7 protein-coding genes are annotated in these 20,468 nt (G+C 43.4%); 6 read left to right on the top strand and 1 reads right to left on the bottom strand.

All coding sequences use genetic code 11. The features are described from left to right. Positions 1-72 precede the first annotated feature (72 nt). Positions 73-720 carry a ribulose-phosphate 3-epimerase gene (locus tag IPP61_19045; GenBank protein MBL0327225.1) on the bottom strand — a complete coding sequence of 216 codons (648 nt, stop codon included), beginning with the start codon at positions 718-720 and terminating at the stop codon, positions 73-75. A 197-nt stretch (positions 721-917) separates the two neighbouring features. On the opposite strand from IPP61_19045, the gene IPP61_19040 reads away from it, so the two are divergent. From IPP61_19040 to IPP61_19015, 6 genes are all read left to right on the top strand, one after another. Then, entirely contained in the window at positions 918-1,280 is a 363-nt protein-coding gene (locus IPP61_19040; protein MBL0327224.1) for a hypothetical protein, read from the top strand. Positions 1,281-1,623: 343 nt separating this feature from the next. Continuing rightward, positions 1,624-3,465: a hypothetical protein gene (locus IPP61_19035; GenBank protein ID MBL0327223.1), complete on the top strand. Its 1,842-nt coding sequence runs from the start codon at positions 1,624-1,626 to the stop codon at positions 3,463-3,465. Between the two features lie 2 nt (positions 3,466-3,467). Continuing rightward, a complete protein-coding gene (locus IPP61_19030) occupies positions 3,468-10,460 on the top strand; it encodes a hypothetical protein (protein ID MBL0327222.1) in 6,993 nt (2,330 codons plus the stop codon). Positions 10,461-12,052: 1,592 nt separating this feature from the next. Continuing rightward, positions 12,053-13,495, top strand: coding sequence for a hypothetical protein (locus tag IPP61_19025; protein MBL0327221.1), 1,443 nt, complete (start codon positions 12,053-12,055; stop codon positions 13,493-13,495). 277 nt (positions 13,496-13,772) lie between these two features. Then, a complete protein-coding gene (locus IPP61_19020; GenBank protein MBL0327220.1) occupies positions 13,773-14,135 on the top strand; it encodes a hypothetical protein in 363 nt (120 codons plus the stop codon). A 202-nt stretch (positions 14,136-14,337) separates the two neighbouring features. Next, positions 14,338-20,439 carry a hypothetical protein gene (locus IPP61_19015; protein ID MBL0327219.1) on the top strand — a complete coding sequence of 2,034 codons (6,102 nt, stop codon included), beginning with the start codon at positions 14,338-14,340 and terminating at the stop codon, positions 20,437-20,439. The last annotated feature ends 29 nt before the right edge of the window (positions 20,440-20,468 follow it).

Genomic DNA, 20,468 nt, shown 5'->3' with positions numbered 1-20,468 from the left:
GGTACTGAAAATTAGATTTGGAGTCTTAAAGACCTAAATAATAAACTTTAGGAGTAAAAAATGCCCCAGGATTTATAAGGATTTGAGTTTTGAAATAATTTCCAGAGGATTTTGATGGTTAAAAACAAAACTTCCTGCCACCAAAGCATCCGCTCCGGCTTCTACAAGTTTAGCCCCAGTTTCCAGATTGACACCACCATCTATTTCAATAATGGTTTCAGCATTTTTTTGCAAAATAAGCTTTTTTAATTCTTTTACTTTCTGGTAGGTATTTTCAATGAATTTTTGACCACCAAAACCCGGATTAACCGACATCAATAATACCATGTCGCAGTCGGAAATGATATCCTGAAGGACAGAGACCGGAGTAGCCGGATTTAACACAACACCAGCTTTACAACCGGCTTCTTTGATCTGAGCCAAAGTCCGGTGGATATGCGGGCAAGCCTCCCAATGAACGGTTATTAAGTCAGCACCGGCTTTTGCAAAATCTTCAATGTATTTTTCAGGATTTACAATCATCAAATGTACATCCAGTGGCTTATTAGCATGCTTTTTAATGGCCTCTGTTACAGGAATCCCAAAACTGATATTAGGTACAAAAACCCCGTCCATTACATCAATATGAAACCAGTCAGCAGCTGATTGGTTGATCATTTCGGCTTCTTTTTGAAGATTGGCAAAATCAGAAGCTAATATTGAAGGGGCTATGATGGGCATTTTGAAATCTATTTTTTTACAAATGTAATGATTTGTCAAATATTTATCAATTTCTACCATTTACTCAGAATTTCGGGTAAACGGTTTAATGTAGGTTGACCATGAAAGTTTAAATGTGTTATTTAGATTTCACAAAGACCCAAAATATTGGGGAACAGGAGAAAAATTAACCCCTCAATTAAAATTTTACTAATGTCATGAACAATTATCAAAAAAAGGTTACCAGCGACAAGTTAATATTTAACTATGGTAAGCATGCCGTAGCTTTTAATTCCATCAAATACATTGAAAGTTTTGCTGGCAATTATTCCATGATCAGACTCGATGACAAAGGGTATATATGTAGCTCTTTTACCTTAAAACACTATACTTCACGCCTTGAAGGTGTGTATGATTTTTATTTGGCAAGAAAAGGTTTATTGCTTAATCTTAAATTTGTAGATGAAATAATCGAAGAAAAAGGGGCAAAATTGGTAAGGTTATCAACGGGAGAAGTTTTTAAATTATCGAGGAGAATCGGAGCAAGATTGGTTGATTATCTCCGTGAAAATACTGATTAAAATGGGTTAATTTATAGAATTGGTTAAAAGGAAAAGACACCTCAAAAGGGTGTTTTTTTTTGCAAAAAAAAAACTCAAATATTTGTTTATTTTTTGAAAAAGTTTTAAAAATCAGAGGTCAGAATTATGTAAAATTAACACGATTTAATGAGGGTGAAATTTTCCTGAAATTATATATTTTTCAAAAAAAAGGAAAAAATATTTTATTGTAATTATTTGACTAGTTGGTTGTTATAAAATAAGTAAAAATCATAAAGTTTTAGTGGCACAATTTTTGAATCCTTTTGTAAAAAATACAGGGCATTTAGTTCTGTAAGTTGGAGTTAAAATCCAAAAGGTATAAGTGCAATTTTTACAAAAAAGATATCAAAATAATCAGCCGGATGGCTCAAAGGCATTTCCTTACTCAAAAGTGAGGGTTTGCCTGTTTTTGTTATTCTTTTGGTTTGTCTCACAAAATGCTTTTGCAGTTATCAACTATTCCGGAGAAATTGCCGGAAATGAAGTTTTTCCTAACAGTTATGATCCGGCCATTATCACGAGTGTTGCAGCGGCTACTGCCACAAGTGGCACAATTGAATATAAATGGCAATACAGTACCAACGGGACCACATGGACTGATATTGCAAGTTCAAATTCTTTAACTTATAATCCAGCCACAATTACTACTACCACATATTATCGAAGATTGACCCGGAATGCTACTTCAGGAAGCTGGGAAGGAACTTCAAATATTGTTTCCAAAATTGTCACTGACCATATCATAACTACCCCGGCATCAATTACAGCCGGTAATTCAATCAATCTTGCATTTACGGGAACATATGATAATTGGTTAATTGATCAAATTACAAACGGGGATTTCAATGCAGGTATAAATGGTTTTTCTACTGATCTAGGTGGGACCAGGAGATGGATAGATAATCGTACAACAGATGTTTGGGGTGGAGCAGATAATGACTTCAGGGGAAGAGGCGGAGCCGGTATGATGTTTCTTATCGATTCAAGAAATACGCCCAATGACAGAGTTTGGTATGTTACTATCAATGTGACTGCAGGAAATACCTATGATTTAAGTGCTTACGTAAATGCGGTTGATGATCAAAATTTGCCTATTGTAAGTTGGTATGAAGGAACCACTGCATTGGGCACAGCAGTAAACACAACTGCTGATAATGGTTGGACACAAACATTAACTGCTACTTATACTGCGACAACTACAGGAGCAGTGGTATTTTCTATTCGAAATTCAAGATCTAACAATAACAATGATAGTAACGACTTTGCAATAGATGATATTACAATATATGAGCACACACCTATTACATATCAATGGACTGGACCCAGCGGCTTTTCAAGTACTTCCCTAAGTCCGGTTATTCCTAATGCCCAGAGTTTAAATAGTGGTATTTATACTTTAACAGTTACAAAAAACGGCTATTCTATTTCAATTTCTAAAAATATTACTGTATCAGCCACTCCTGTTATTTGTTTGCCACCTTCCGTTTCTCTGACTGGAACAAATATTTCTTGTTTTGGAGCAAATAATGGTAGTATCGCAGCAACAGGAACTTTTGGAAACGGGGGTACCGGAAGTCTTAGTTACCAGATTTTCGAAAATATACCCGGTTCGGCTGTTGTGGATTTAACCAGTAATTCCAATTATCCCAATAGTCCAAATAGTTCGATGCTGATTAATTCAGCAAAAGCACCTTCCAATTTTTTGGATACCTATGGTTCAAGAATGATTGGCTATATTGTACCCAGAACAACAGGAACGTATTACTTTTGGATATCTTCGGATGATAATAGTGAGCTTTGGTTAAGTACAACGAGCTCAGCAGCTAATAGGGTACAAATTGCCACCGTACCGGGTTGGACCAATCCAGAGGAATGGAATAAATACCCGGCAAATCAAAAATCAGCGGCTATTACTCTTACTGCTGGACAAATTTATTATTTTGAGATTTTGCACAAAGAAGGTGGTGGTGGAGATAACCTTGCTGTGGGTTGGTCAAGACCCGGGGATCCAACTGGGGCTCCATTTGAAATTTTACCTCCTTCTGCTGTACGGCCATTTATTCCATCGTCTTTGACCACCCCCGTATATCTATATAGTTTAAATGGAGGTGCTTTTCAATCATCTCCAAATTTTTCAAGTTTAACAGCCGGACCTATACAATAACATTGCAAGACTCTTATGGTTGTACGGCAACCGCAACCACAACATTAACTCAACCAGCCTCATTTACTTCAAGTGCTACTTCTAATTCTCCTATTTGCTCAGGCCAGGATTTGGATCTTACTGCTGGGAGTGTAAGTAGTGCCTCGTATAGTTGGGCTGGACCCAATGGCTTTAGTAGTACAAGTCGCACACCAAGTATCAACAATGCAACCTCAGCAGCAACAGGAATTTATACCTTAACTGTTACCAGAAGTGGTTGTTCTCAGACTTATACTACCAATGTAACAGTTACGGCGAGTCCTTCGGTTTCCAGGACATTTGTAAATAATACCTGTGGTTTTTCTAACGGAAGTATCGAATTTACAATAAATGATGATCCTGCACAAACCCAGATAAGCTTAAGTATAAATGGAGGAAGCACTTATACAACCATAAATGATAATGTAGGAACTTATACAATTAGCGGCCTTGCTGAAGGCTCATATAGTATAAGGGCAAGATGGTCTTCAGGAAATAGTTGTACCACTACAATTTCAACCGCCACGCTGAATGATGGAAATATTTTACAAGGTTTAAATATGATTTCAGATCCGGTAACCTGTGCAGGTACATCGGTGGTTATCTCTGGTTCTTCAAGCTCTGGTGTTTCACCATACTCATATTCTTGGAGTGGTGGTGGGTCAAGCTCTACAAAAACAGTGAGTCCTACTTCTACCTCAACCTATACTTTGACAGTTACAGACAACGCTGGATGTACTGCCACTGGAAATGTTGTGGTGAATGTGGTGAGTAGTCCTGGAGTGGTAATTAATACTGCCGATAGTTTAATTTGCGTAAATGGGTCTTCAACCATTAGCAGTACTATTGATGTTGTCGGAACTTATACTTATCAATGGCAGCAATCGCCGAATGGAACAACTGGGTGGGCTGATATTTTTGGAGCTACAGGAACCACCTTTAGCAATTCTTTTCTTACTGTTGGATCATATTATTACAGGCTCAGAGTAACGGGTTCTTCCGGAGCTTGTACTCCCGGACTTTCTAATGTATTTAAAATTAGAGTAGTATCTACTCCATCAGCAGCAGTGGTTGCTCCAGATTACATTACATGTATTGGTACGGTTGATACATTAAACGCAAGTGTATCTAATGGAGTAGGGTCAATTACATATCAATGGCAACAATCACCCAATGGAACATCAGGTTGGGCTGATCTTTCGGGTCAAACTGCCTCTACTTATTTTCCACCAGTTAGCACTCTGGGAAATTATTATTATAGAGTAATTGCATATATGACAGGGGTTGGTTGTTCTTATGCGGTTTCACCTAGCAGTACTTTTACTGTTCATAATCCAGGTTCAATAACTTTAAATCCTGCATTAACAGAAGTTTGTTTAAATGCTACTCAAACCATCACACCAACAGTGAGTGGAGTTAGTGGTGCATATTCGTATCAATGGCAAGTTTCACAGGATAATTCTACTTTTTCAAATTTGTCAGGGGCAACTGGGGGAACCTATAATGCATATACAGACTCCACCGGATTAAATTATTACAGAATTTTAGTGAATTTTAGTTCTTGTGGTTTGCAATTAACAAATTCAGTTGGTGTTCAGGTAAATGATGTTCATACTGTTAATGCCTGGATTACTAACCAACCCGTGTGTATTGGTGGTAGTACTCAATTACAAGGAGATGTACAAAATGCCACGGGAACCATAAGTTATCAATGGCAATCAAGAACATCATTATTTAGTTCATGGAATGATGTTAGTGGTGCCACATCAATAAATTATACTCCTCCAACTGCCACATCCGGAACGATATATTATAGATTGAGAGTAATAACCTCAGGTACAGGTTGTGGAACCCAATATTCACCTTCTATTACATTAAATATTGTTCCTCAGACCTCGGTTTCAATTACGCCAAGTAGTGCAGTAATTTGTATTAATGGGGTTTATTATCTTAATTCAACAATAACTAATGGTGTTGGGCCTTTTACATATCAATGGCAGGTATCATCCACAGGAGTTGGAGGACCTTTTACAAATATTTCAGGTGAAACCAATAATAATTATTTAATTCCTACAGCAACAACCAATACAAGATATTACAGGGTAGTGGTAAATGCTGCTGGTAATGGTTGTAACCCTGCAAATTCTAATGTACAGACTATTACGGTTTTACCAAGACCAAATGTGAGTGCAAATAATACCAGTAGTTTGGGTGGAACAGCAAACCAATGTTTGGGTACTTTAGTAAAATTAAATTCAAGCGTTTCAGGTTCTCCAACGGCAACCGGATATACTTGGTCCAGTGGATCAGGATTTACCAGTTCCTCACAAAATACAACGGCCTTATTGGCCACGGGTTCTTCCGGAGGTATTTATACTGTTACTGCAATGGGTTCGAATGGTTGTACCAATACAGCCACTACAAATGTAATTCTAAACACTAATTGTGCTGGATATTGTGGAACTGTTGTTGATATCAGACCCTTAAATCCTTCGGGTTGTTCCAATACTGATGGAAATATTACAGTAGATGAATTTGGTGGAAATAATTATGAGTCTAGTATGGATGGAATTACCTGGTACCGTGGCTACCGGGTTTATCCTAATTTGGGAGTTGGAACCTATCTTCTATTTTTAAGAGATTATACTTCAAAAATTATTTGTAGAACCGTCAATATTACAATAGAATCAAAAACAACTAGTTTTTACACTGGCGAGAATATTACAGGTTCTAATGGTTGTTTTGCAACCACAGGGGCTATTCAACTTTTAGGCGTTAATTCAACAGATCAGGTTTCCTGGATTTCACTAGCCAACAGGACATTTACTCCAGTTAATACTTTATCATCAAACACAATTACAGGATTAAAAGCAGGTACCTATTATGTTAGAGTAATTAGAGGTGGAATTTATTGCTTTAGTGAAAGAATTGTTACTGTTCCAAATACAGGTACTGCATGTCCCGCATCTGCAATTTGTTCGGTAGGACCTACAGTACCTAATCTATTTCCTAATGGTGATTTTGGTAGTGGTGCAACTGTCGCAGGACCAGTCTTGGGTACTAATGTTACTGGATATGGATATTCACTTCCATCTTGCAATGCTCCGAATGATGGTTTTTATTCGATTGCAAATACCACTGATTGTAACGGAGCATCACCTGGAGGTAATATTTTTGGAACTTGGATAATTTCGGAGGATCATACAACGGGGGATACCGGTGGATATATGATGGTAGTAAATGCTTCACACAACCCAGATGTGGTTGTAGAACAGACTATTTTAAATCTTTGTCCAAACACACAGTACAATTTTACTGCTTATGTAAGAAACCTAATTGATCCAGCTTATTACTCAACTCATATCTATCCAAATTTTTCATTTTTAATTGATGGAGTAATTCAGCACATAACTGGAAATATTACCAACCCTAACTGGAATTTGGTGGGATTTTCTTTTAAAACTGGTCCTACCACAAATCAGGCAATTTTTAGTATAAGGAATAATGCTCCGGGTGGAAACGGAAATGACTGGTTAATAGATGATATTACTGTTAATAAATGCCCCTTGGATATTGTATTAAGTGGTCAGACAGTGGCTTGTTTAGGAGCTACTAATGAAACAATAACAGCTTCTGTAACTGATCCTAATTCTGAACATGATTGGTATAAATGGCAAGAAAGTATTGATAATGGAGTAACATGGCAAGATGTAACCGGGGTATTACAGGGTACTTATGTCGGTACCACCATGAATGTTACGATCAATCTCCCAACACCAATTGTTTCAGCTTTAAGTGGAAAGCTTTACAGGATTAGAATGGCCACAACCTCAGCTACAGTTGATGATGTTCAGTGTTCAGTTATAAGTCAAATTACTCAGGTTATTGTACCACCGGTTGCAGTTTCCGTATCAGCACCTCAAACAATTTGTGAAGGCCAGTCTGCGACTTTAACAGCTACAGGTTCAGGAGGCACTGCACCATATACATATACATGGACCAATACTGCTTCAACAGGTTCACCAATAAGTGTTTCTCCTGTTGCAAATACGGTTTACACGGTGACAGCAAGAGATGTGGATAATTGTTCAGCAACTGCCACAACTTCAGTAACAGTTACTCCAATTCCTACTGCTAGTGCTGTTGGTCAAACCATTTGTTCAGGAAATTCTTTTTCTGTTTCTCCAACCACAAACATTGTAGGAACAACTTATACCTGGACTTCAGCATTGCAGAGTGGAACAGCCACAGGTTTTTCAAATCAAGCATCAGCAGTAAGCGGGCCTATTTCTCAGACATTAACTAATAACACTACAACCAGTGCGGTAGTTAGATATACAGTGACCCCTTATAATGGAATTTGTGCAGGTACAAATTTTACATTTGATGTTACTGTGAGGCCAACGATTGTAATTACTAATCCTGGTCCACAGACCGTATGTTCTGGTACTGCATTTAGTAGAACACCCACTTCAAATATTGCAGGTACAACCTATACATGGACTGCAGCTATTACAACTACCCCAACTTCGGGCACTATTACTGGTTTTTCAAACAATGCTGTGGCATCAGCTGCTCCTATTACGCAAACATTAACTAATTCTGGGACAACCTCCGGTGTTGTAACCTACACAATTACCCCTGTTGCAAACGGTTGTAATGGAACGCCATTTACTTTTGATATAACCGTTCAGCCAACAATAGTAATTACAAACCCAGGTCCTCAGACTATATGTTCGGGTGCAAGCTTCAGTAGGACTCCTACCTCAAATATAACAGGTACTACTTATACATGGACGGCAGCAATCACGACTGCCCCAACTGCAGGAACTATTACTGGATTTACAAATAATGCAGTAGCATCAGCTGCACCTATCAGTCAAACTTTAACAAATACAGGTACAACAAATGGGGTGGTTACTTATACTATTACTCCAGTGGCCAACGGTTGTAATGGTACACCATTTACTATTGCCATTACTGTTCAGCCTACAATGGTAATAACTAATCCTGGAAATCAAACCATTTGTTCTGGAGCTAGTTTTAGCAGGACTCCAACCTCTAATATTGCGGGAACTACCTATACATGGACAGCAGCAATAACCACTGCTCCAACATCTGGAACTATTACAGGTTTTTCAGATAATGCAGTAGCTTCTTCTCCACCAATTTCTCAAACATTAACAAATAATGGTACAACGAATGGTGTTGTAACATATACTGTAACTCCTGTTACAGCAGGGTGTACAGGTACACCTTTTACTTTTGCTATAACTGTACAACCGACTTTAACAGCAAGTTTAGCCAACCCGGCAACGATCTGTTCAGGAGCAAGTGTAGCATCAGTTGCACCAACAGCCAATATCGCAGGAACAACCTACACCTGGACGCTGCCAACGATGAGTGCAGGAATCAGTGGTGGAGCAGCACAGGCAACCGGTGTAGCAACTTTCTCAACAGGAGCCTTGACAAACTCAGGAGCAGCCAACGGCACAGCGACTTATACGGTAACGGCAACGAATGCAGCAGCATGTAATACAGTAACCTTTACAGTAGTAGTAACGATTAGACCAACCTTAACAGCAAGTTTAGCCAACCCGGCAACGATTTGTTCAGGAGCAAGTGTAGCAGCAGTTGCACCAACAGCCAATATCGCAGGTACAACCTACACCTGGACGCTGCCAACGATGAGTGCAGGAATCAGTGGTGGGGCAGCACAGGCAACCGGTGTAGCAACTTTCTCAACAGGAGCATTGACAAACTCAGGAGCAGCCAACGGCACAGCGACTTATACGGTAACAGCAACGAATGCAGCAGCATGTAATACAGTAACCTTTACAGTAGTAGTAACCATACAACCGACCTTAACAGCAAGTTTAGCCAACCCGGCAACGATCTGTTCAGGAGCAAGTGTAGCAGCAGTTGCACCAACAGCCAATATCGCAGGAACAACCTACACCTGGACGCTGCCAACGATGAGTGCAGGAATCAGTGGTGGGGCAGCACAGGCAACCGGTGTAGCAACTTTCTCAACAGGAGCATTAACGAACTCAGGAGCAGCCAACGGAACAGCGACTTACACAGTAACAGCAACGAATGCAGCAGCATGTAATACAGTAACATTTACAGTAGTAGTAACCATACAACCGACCTTAACAGCAAGTTTAGCCAACCCGGCAACGATCTGTTCAGGAGCAAGCGTAGCAGCAGTTGCACCAACAGCCAATATCGCAGGAACAACCTACACCTGGACGCTGCCAACGATGAGTGCAGGAATCAGTGGTGGGGCAGCACAGGCAACCGGTGTAGCAACTTTCTCAACAGGAGCCTTGACAAACTCAGGAGCAGCCAACGGCACAGCGACTTATACGGTAACGGCAACGAATGCAGCAGCATGTAATACAGTAACCTTTACAGTAGTAGTAACGATTAGACCAACCTTAACAGCAAGTTTAGCCAACCCGGCAACGATCTGTTCAGGAGCAAGCGTAGCAGCAGTTGCACCAACAGCCAATATCGCAGGAACAACCTACACCTGGACGCTGCCAACGATGAGTGCAGGAATCAGTGGTGGGGCAGCACAGGCAACCGGTGTAGCAACTTTCTCAACAGGAGCATTAACGAACTCAGGAGCAGCCAACGGCACAGCGACTTATACGGTAACGGCAACGAATGCAGCAGCATGTAATACAGTAACCTTTACAGTCGTAGTAACAATACAGCCAACCTTAACAGCAAGTTTAGCCAACCCTGGCAACGATCTGTTCAGGAGCAAGTGTAGCAGCAGTTGCACCAACAGCCAATATCGCAGGAACAACCTACACCTGGACGCTGCCAACGATGAGTGCAGGAATCAGTGGTGGGGCAGCACAGGCAACCGGTGTAGCAACTTTCTCAACAGGAGCATTAACGAACTCAGGAGCAGCCAACGGCACAGCGACTTATACGGTAACGGCAACGAATGCAGCAGCATGTAATACAGTAACCTTTACAGTCGTAGTAACAATACAGCCAACCTTAACAGCAAGTTTAGCCAACCCGGCAACGATCTGTTCAGGAGCAAGTGTAGCAGCAGTTGCACCAACAGCCAATATCGCAGGAACAACCTACACCTGGACAGCACCAACAATGAGTGCAGGAATCAGTGGTGGCGTAGCACAGGCCACAGGAGTAGCACAATTCTCAACAGGAGCATTAACGAACTCAGGAGCAGCCAACGGCACAGCGACTTATACGGTAACGGCAACGAATGCAGCAGCATGTAATACAGTAACCTTTACAGTAGTAGTAACCATACAACCAACCTTAACAGCAAGTTTAGCCAACCCGGCAACGATCTGTTCAGGAGCAAGTGTAGCAGCAGTTGCACCAACAGCCAATATCGCAGGTACAACCTACACCTGGACGCTGCCAACGATGAGTGCAGGAATCAGTGGTGGGGCAGCACAAGCAACTGGAGTAGCACAATTCTCAACTGGAGCCTTGACAAACGCTGGAGCAGCCAACGGAACAGCGACTTACACAGTAACAGCAACAAATGCAGCTGCATGTAATACAGTAACCTTTACGGTAACAGTAACAATACAGCCGACCTTAACAGCAAGTTTAGCCAACCCGGCAACGATCTGTTCAGGAGCAAGTGTAGCAGCAGTTGCACCAACAGCCAATATCGCAGGTACAACCTACACCTGGACGCTGCCAACGATGAGTGCAGGAATCAGTGGTGGGGCAGCACAGGCAACCGGTGTAGCACAATTCTCGACAGGAGCATTGACAAACTCAGGAGCAGCCAACGGCACAGCTACTTATACGGTAACGGCGACGAATGCAGCAGCATGTAATACAGTAACCTTTACAGTAGTAGTAACAATACAACCAACCTTAACAGCAAGTTTAGCCAACCCGGCAACGATTTGTTCAGGAGCAAGTGTAGCAGCAGTTGCACCAACAGCCAATATCGCAGGAACAACCTATACCTGGACGCTGCCAACTATGAGTGCAGGAATCAGTGGTGGGGCAGCACAGGCAACCGGTGTAGCAACTTTCTCAACAGGAGCATTAACGAACTCAGGAGCAGCCAACGGCACAGCGACTTATACGGTAACGGCAACGAATGCAGCAGCATGTAATACAGTAACCTTTACAGTAGTAGTAACAATACAACCAACCTTAACAGCAAGTTTAGCCAACCCGGCAACGATTTGTTCAGGAGCAAGTGTAGCAGCAGTTGCACCAACAGCCAATATCGCAGGAACAACCTACACCTGGACGCTGCCAACGATGAGTGCAGGAATCAGTGGTGGAGCAGCACAGGCAACCGGTGTAGCAACTTTCTCAACAGGAGCCTTGACAAACTCAGGAGCAGCCAACGGCACAGCTACTTATACGGTAACGGCGACGAATGCAGCAGCATGTAATACAGTAACCTTTACAGTCGTAGTAACAATACAGCCAACCTTAACAGCAAGTTTAGCCAACCCGGCAACGATCTGTTCAGGAGCAAGTGTAGCAGCAGTTGCACCAACAGCCAATATCGCAGGAACAACCTACACCCTGGACGCTGCCAACGATGAGTGCAGGAATCAGTGGTGGGGCAGCACAGGCAACCGGTGTAGCAACTTTCTCAACAGGAGCATTAACGAACTCAGGAGCAGCCAACGGCACAGCGACTTATACGGTAACGGCAACGAATGCAGCAGCATGTAATACAGTAACCTTTACAGTCGTAGTAACAATACAGCCAACCTTAACAGCAAGTTTAGCCAACCCGGCAACGATCTGTTCAGGAGCAAGTGTAGCAGCAGTTGCACCAACAGCCAATATCGCAGGAACAACCTACACCTGGACAGCACCAACAATGAGTGCAGGAATCAGTGGTGGCGTAGCACAGGCCACAGGAGTAGCACAATTCTCAACAGGAGCATTAACGAACTCAGGAGCAGCCAACGGCACAGCGACTTATACGGTAACGGCAACGAATGCAGCAGCATGTAATACAGTAACCTTTACAGTAGTAGTAACCATACAACCAACCTTAACAGCAAGTTTAGCCAACCTGGCAACGATCTGTTCAGGAGCAAGTGTAGCAGCAGTTGCACCAACAGCCAATATCGCAGGTACAACCTACACCTGGACGCTGCCAACGATGAGTGCAGGAATCAGTGGTGGGGCAGCACAAGCAACTGGAGTAGCACAATTCTCAACTGGAGCCTTGACAAACGCTGGAGCAGCCAACGGAACAGCGACTTACACAGTAACAGCAACAAATGCAGCTGCATGTAATACAGTAACCTTTACGGTAACAGTAACAATACAGCCGACCTTAACAGCAAGTTTAGCCAACCCGGCAACGATCTGTTCAGGAGCAAGTGTAGCAGCAGTTGCACCAACAGCCAATATCGCAGGTACAACCTACACCTGGACGCTGCCAACGATGAGTGCAGGAATCAGTGGTGGGGCAGCACAGGCAACCGGTGTAGCACAATTCTCGACAGGAGCATTGACAAACTCAGGAGCAGCCAACGGCACAGCTACTTATACGGTAACGGCGACGAATGCAGCAGCATGTAATACAGTAACCTTTACAGTAGTAGTAACCATACAACCAACCTTAACAGCAAGTTTAGCCAACCCGGCAACGATTTGTTCAGGAGCAAGTGTAGCAGCAGTTGCACCAACAGCCAATATCGCAGGAACAACCTATACCTGGACGCTGCCAACTATGAGTGCAGGAATCAGTGGTGGGGCAGCACAGGCAACCGGTGTAGCAACTTTCTCAACAGGAGCATTAACGAACTCAGGAGCAGCCAACGGCACAGCGACTTATACGGTAACGGCAACGAATGCAGCAGCATGTAATACAGTAACCTTTACAGTAGTAGTAACAATACAACCAACCTTAACAGCAAGTTTAGCCAACCCGGCAACGATTTGTTCAGGAGCAAGTGTAGCAGCAGTTGCACCAACAGCCAATATCGCAGGAACAACCTACACCTGGACGCGCCAACGATGAGTGCAGGAATCAGTGGTGGAGCAGCACAGGCAACCGGTGTAGCAACTTTCCAACAGGAGCCTTGACAAACTCAGGAGCAGCCAACGGCAAGCTACTTATACGGTAACGGCGACGAATGCAGCAGTAATACAGAACCTTTACAGTCGTAGTAACAATACAGCCAACCTTAACAGCAAGTTTAGCCAACCCGGCAACGATCTGTTCAGGAGCAAGTGTAGCAGCAGTTGCACCAACAGCCAATATCGCAGGAACAACCTACACCTGGACGCTGCCAACGATGAGTGCAGGAATCAGTGGTGGGGCAGCACAGGCAACCGGTGTAGCAACTTTCTCAACAGGAGCATTAACGAACTCAGGAGCAGCCAACGGCACAGCGACTTATACGGTAACGGCAACGAATGCAGCAGCATGTAATACAGTAACCTTTACAGTCGTAGTAACAATACAGCCAACCTTAACAGCAAGTTTAGCCAACCCGGCAACGATCTGTTCAGGAGCAAGTGTAGCAGCAGTTGCACCAACAGCCAATATCGCAGGAACAACCACACCTGGACGCACAACGGCAGGAATCAGGGGAGCACAGGAGGGTAGCACACCACAGGGCATTAACGAACTCAGGAGCGCCACGCACGCCTCGTAACGCAACGAAGCAGCAGCAACAGTCCTACAGTGTAGTAACCATCAACCAACCTTAACAGCAAGTTTAGCCAACCCGCAAACCCCCCCCCCCCCCTCACCCCCCCCCAGTTTGCAACGGCAACCATTGTTCAGGAGCAAGTGTAGCAGCAGTTGCACCAACAGCCAATATCGCAGGTACAACCTACACCTGGACGCTGCCAACGATGAGTGCAGGAATCAGTGGTGGAGCAGCACAGGCAACCGGTGTAGCAACTTTCTCAACAGGAGCCTTGACAAACTCAGGAGCAGCCAACGGCACAGCTACTTATACGGTAACGGCGACGAATGCAGCAGCATGTAATACAGTAACCTTTACAGTCGTAGTAACAATACAGCCAACCTTAACAGCAAGTTTAGCCAACCTGGCAACGATCTGTTCAGGAGCAAGTGTAGCAGCAGTTGCACCAACAGCCAATATCGCAGGAACAACCTACACCTGGACGCTGCCAACGATGAGTGCAGGAATCAGTGGTGGGGCAGCACAGGCAACCGGTGTAGCAACTTTCTCAACAGGAGCATTAACGAACTCAGGAGCAGCCAACGGCACAGCGACTTATACGGTAACGGCAACGAATGCAGCAGCATGTAATACAGTAACCTTTACAGTCGTAGTAACAATACAGCCAACCTTAACAGCAAGTTTAGCCAACCCGGCAACGATCTGTTCAGGAGCAAGTGTAGCAGCAGTTGCACCAACAGCCAATATCGCAGGAACAACCTACACCTGGACGCTGCCAACGATGAGTGCAGGAATCAGTGGTGGGGCAGCACAGGCAACCGGTGTAGCAACTTTCTCAACAGGAGCATTAACGAACTCAGGAGCAGCCAACGGCACAGCGACTTATACGGTAACGGCGACGAATGCAGCAGCATGTAATACAGTAACCTTTACAGTAGTAGTAACAATACAGCCAACCTTAACAGCAAGTTTAGCCAACCCGGCAACCATCTGTTCAGGAGCAAGTGTAGCAGCAGTTGCACCAACAGCCAATATCGCAGGAACAACCTACACCTGGACGCTGCCAACGATGAGTGCAGGAATCAGTGGTGGAGCAGCACAGGCAACAGGGGTAGCAACTTTCTCCACAGGAGCCTTGACAAACTCAGGAGCAGCCAACGGCACAGCGACTTATACGGTTACGGCAACGAATGCAGCAGCATGTAATACAGTAACCTTTACAGTAGTAGTAACCATACAACCAACCTTAACAGCAAGTTTAGCCAACCCGGCAACGATTTGTTCAGGAGCAAGTGTAGCAGCAGTTGCACCAACAGCCAATATCGCAGGAACAACCTACACCTGGACACTGCCAACGATGAGTGCAGGAATCAGTGGTGGGGCAGCACAGGCAACCGGAGTAGCAACTTTCTCAACAGGAGCATTAACGAACTCAGGAGCAGCCAACGGCACAGCGACTTATACGGTTACGGCAACGAATGCAGCAGCATGTAATACAGTAACCTTTACAGTAGTAGTAACCATACAACCAACCTTAACAGCAAGTTTAGCCAACCTGGCAACGATTTGTTCAGGAGCAAGCGTAGCAGCAGTTGCACCAACAGCCAATATCGCAGGAACCACCTACACCTGGACGCTGCCAACGATGAGTGCAGGAATCAGTGGTGGAGCAGCACAAGCAACAGGGGTAGCTCAATTCTCAACAGGAGCCTTGACAAACTCAGGAGCAGCCAACGGCACAGCGACTTATACGGTAACAGCGACGAATGCAGCAGCATGTAATACAGTAACTTTTACAGTAGTAGTAACAATACAACCGACCTTAACAGCAAGTTTAGCCAACCCGGCAACCATCTGTTCAGGAGCAAGTGTAGCAGCAGTTGCACCAACAGCCAATATCGCAGGAACAACCTACACCTGGACACTGCCAACGATGAGTGCAGGAATCAGTGGTGGGGCAGCACAGGCAACCGGAGTAGCAACTTTCTCAACAGGAGCATTGACAAACTCAGGAGCAGCCAACGGCACAGCGACTTATACGGTAACGGCAACGAATGCAGCAGCATGTAATACAGTAACCTTTACAGTCGTAGTAACAATACAGCCAACCTTAACAGCAAGTTTAGCCAACCCGGCAACGATCTGTTCAGGAGCAAGTGTAGCAGCAGTTGCACCAACAGCCAATATCGCAGGAACAACCTACACCTGGACGCTGCCAACGATGAGTGCAGGAATCAGTGGTGGGGCAGCACAGGCAACCGGTGTAGCAACTTTCTCAACAGGAGCATTAACGAACTCAGGAGCAGCCAACGGCACAGCGACTTATACGGTAACGGCAACGAATGCAGCAGCATGTAATACAGTAACCTTTACAGTCGTAGTAACAATACAGCCAACCTTAACAGCAAGTTTAGCCAACCCGGCAACGATCTGTTCAGGAGCAAGTGTAGCAGCAGTTGCACCAACAGCCAATATCGCAGGAACAACCTACACCTGGACGCTGCCAACGATGAGTGCAGGAATCAGTGGTGGGGCAGCACAGGCAACCGGTGTAGCAACTTTCTCAACAGGAGCATTAACGAACTCAGGAGCAGCCAACGGCACAGCGACTTATACGGTAACGGCGACGAATGCAGCAGCATGTAATACAGTAACCTTTACAGTAGTAGTAACAATACAACCGACCTTAACAGCAAGTTTAGCCAACCCGGCAACCATCTGTTCAGGAGCAAGTGTAGCAGCAGTTGCACCAACAGCCAATATCGCAGGAACAACCTACACCTGGACGCTGCCAACGATGAGTGCAGGAATCAGTGGTGGAGCAGCACAGGCAACAGGGGTAGCAACTTTCTCCACAGGAGCCTTGACAAACTCAGGAGCAGCCAACGGCACAGCGACTTATACGGTTACGGCAACGAATGCAGCAGCATGTAATACAGTAACCTTTACAGTAGTAGTAACCATACAACCAACCTTAACAGCAAGTTTAGCCAACCTGGCAACGATTTGTTCAGGAGCAAGTGTAGCAGCAGTTGCACCAACAGCCAATATCGCAGGAACAACCTACACCTGGACACTGCCAACGATGAGTGCAGGAATCAGTGGTGGGGCAGCACAGGCAACCGGAGTAGCAACTTTCTCAACAGGAGCATTAACGAACTCAGGAGCAGCCAACGGCACAGCGACTTATACGGTTACGGCAACGAATGCAGCAGCATGTAATACAGTAACCTTTACAGTAGTAGTAACCATACAACCAACCTTAACAGCAAGTTTAGCCAACCCGGCAACGATTTGTTCAGGAGCAAGCGTAGCAGCAGTTGCACCAACAGCCAATATCGCAGGAACCACCTACACCTGGACGCTGCCAACGATGAGTGCAGGAATCAGTGGTGGAGCAGCACAAGCAACAGGGGTAGCTCAATTCTCAACAGGAGCCTTGACAAACTCAGGAGCAGCCAACGGCACAGCGACTTATACGGTAACAGCGACGAATGCAGCAGCATGTAATACAGTAACTTTTACAGTAGTAGTAACAATACAACCGACCTTAACAGCAAGTTTAGCCAACCCGGCAACCATCTGTTCAGGAGCAAGTGTAGCAGCAGTTGCACCAACAGCCAATATCGCAGGAACAACCTACACCTGGACACTGCCAACGATGAGTGCAGGAATCAGTGGTGGGGCAGCACAGGCAACCGGAGTAGCAACTTTCTCAACAGGAGCATTGACAAACTCAGGAGCAGCCAACGGCACAGCGACTTATACGGTAACGGCAACGAATGCAGCAGCATGTAATATTGTTACGTTCACGGTTGTTGTGACGATTAATCCTGTAATCACCATGAATCCGATTGCAAATGATACCCTCTGCCATACAGAAGTTTTACCTGCAATTATTTTTTCAAGTACCCTGGGAACATCTTATTCCTGGACCAATAGTAATACCTCAATTGGTTTAGCTGCCAATGGAACTGGTGATTTGCCGTCATTTACAGCATTAAATTCTGGATTGAGTGTTGCCACAGCAACAATTACAGTTACACCTTATATTAATTCTTGTCCTGGAAATAATCAAACTTTCACAATAATTGTGAATCCGGTAATAACAATGAATCCTGTTTCGAATGATACAGTTTGTAGTAATGGACTTTACACAGGCAAATCATTCACAGGAACGTTGGCAACTAGTTATACCTGGACAAATAGTAATCCATCTATTGGTCTTTCGGCTAGTGGAACTGGAAATATTACTTTATTTACTGCTATTAATAATGGAGTATCTCCAATCACAGCGACTATTACAGTAACACCTTTAATAAACAATTGCCCCGGAAATACTGAAACATTTACAATCACTGTTTTACCTCAATTGGGAGCAAACATTGATCTTGATGATATTACAATATGTCAAACTGGTTCTATTACTTTAAATGCAAATATTACAAATCAAAATGGACCAATTGATTATCAATGGTCTAATTCTCAGGATGGAACCACCTGGAGTATAATTCCATCAGCAAATTCAAATAGTCTGGTTATTAACGGTTCAGCTGTAGATACTGTCTATTATAAAGTAGGTGTTAGAGCATCTGGAATCGGTTGTAATTACATGGATTCGGATAGTTCTGTTGTGATTGTTGTTCCGAATTTAAGTGTTAATGTTTCAATTCCTAGCTTTACTTTATGTCAGGGGGGAATTTTACAAATTGATGCTAATACAACCAATGGAACAGGAATTATCACATATCAGTGGCAGATTTCTTCTGATAATATTTCATTTATAAATATTCCGGGAGCCATTGGTGACAGTCTTTTGGTACCTACTTCAACTGTTGGAGTTAATTATTTTAAGGTTATTGCTACTGCAAGTGGTATCGGTTGTGGAACTTCAACATCTTCTGTTTCCACAGTAACCGTTGTTCCGAATTTATCGGTTTCAGTAGATATTCCAAATATAACAGTTTGTGAAGGGGCAAGTACAACGATTACTGCCACTCCTCATAATGCAACCGGCACTATTTCATATCAATGGCAGGTCTCGGCGGATAGCATAAATTTTGTAAATATTTCTGGTGCGAATAGTAATACAGTTCTGGTAAATACTGCGACCTCTGATACTTTGTTTTACAGAATTATAGCTACTGCAAGCGGGGTAGGTTGTGGAATGGATACTTCCTCAACAAGCAGAGTAATCATTGTTCCAAATTTAACAATCAGTGTAAATGTAGCAAATATGTCTATTTGCCAAAATTCACCTTTAGTTTTAAAAGGAAACCCATCTAATGGCACAGGTACAATTACTTTTCAATGGCAGCAGCTGGTCGGAGTTGTTTATAACAATATTCCGGGAGAAAATACAGATAGTTTAATTGTAAATACCGGAACTCCCGGTTTAAGAGGATACAGACTAGTTGCCACCGCCTCCGGAGCTGGTTGCGGAACCACAAATTCGGATCCGGCATTGGTTACCATTTATGCAAACCCAACAATATCAATTACCGCAGGAGAGTTTTGCACAGATTCTGATATCCAATTGGCTTCATCAGGGGGAAATATTTACAGTTGGACAGGCCCGTCAGGATTTAATTCAAATCTACAAAATCCATTAATTAGTAATGCAGATAGTACAACTCATAATGGTACATATTATTTGATGGTTACAGATTCTAACGGTTGTATTAATAATGATTCAGCTACAGTTTCAATCCTTCCTTTACCTCTACCTCCTTCATTATCAGGAAGTCAGATTTGCGGTCCGGGAAGCGTAAACCTGGGAGGGTCAAATTGTACTGGAACAATTACATGGTTTGATCAGCAATTTTCAGGAAGTGGTATAGCAACTGGTACGAATTTTGCTACTCCAATATTAAGTGAATCGAGAAATTATTTCGCATCGTGTATTTCGCCTAAAAATTGTTCTAGCACCTTTAGAAGTACTGTTGAAGCTAGAATAAATACTTATCCTGTCACACAAGTATTAGCAATTAATCCGACATGTGTTGGAAAACAAGTTCTGGATAACGGAATGCTAATATTGACAAGATTTAGAGAAAATGAAATGTATTCATTTAATCAAGGGGCAACATACAATTCAGGAACTGCCAATACGCCAGCTGTCATCCCTGTTAACGGGATAGTTTCAGCAACAATCGCAGGGCCAACCAAACTAAGTCCGCAGTCATATACAATAAGAATTATTAGTGCAGAAGGTTGTCCGATTGATCAAACAGTAAACGTAACAAATGTGTGTTTAGAATGTGAGATTCCGTACTGTCCTCCGGCAAATGTGGAAAAAACAAAATAGAAAAAACAATTTTAATTTATACTAATTTA

It is taken from the genome of Cytophagaceae bacterium (assembly GCA_016722655.1).
Lineage (GTDB): Bacteria > Bacteroidota > Bacteroidia > Cytophagales > Spirosomataceae > Leadbetterella.
This window is presented reverse-complemented; position numbering and strand designations above follow the sequence as displayed.

Bases quoted from the DNA above. Each gene is read 5' to 3' on its own strand.
- IPP61_19015 (MBL0327219.1), top strand. From the start codon at position 14,338: ATGAGTGCAGGAATCAGTGGTGGAGCAGCACAGGCAACCGGTGTAGCA.
- IPP61_19025 (MBL0327221.1), top strand. From the start codon at position 12,053: ATGAGTGCAGGAATCAGTGGTGGGGCAGCACAGGCAACCGGTGTAGCA.
- IPP61_19020 (MBL0327220.1), top strand. From the start codon at position 13,773: ATGAGTGCAGGAATCAGTGGTGGGGCAGCACAGGCAACCGGTGTAGCA.
- IPP61_19045 (MBL0327225.1), bottom strand. From the start codon at position 720: ATGCCCATCATAGCCCCTTCAATATTAGCTTCTGATTTTGCCAATCTT.
- IPP61_19040 (MBL0327224.1), top strand. From the start codon at position 918: ATGAACAATTATCAAAAAAAGGTTACCAGCGACAAGTTAATATTTAAC.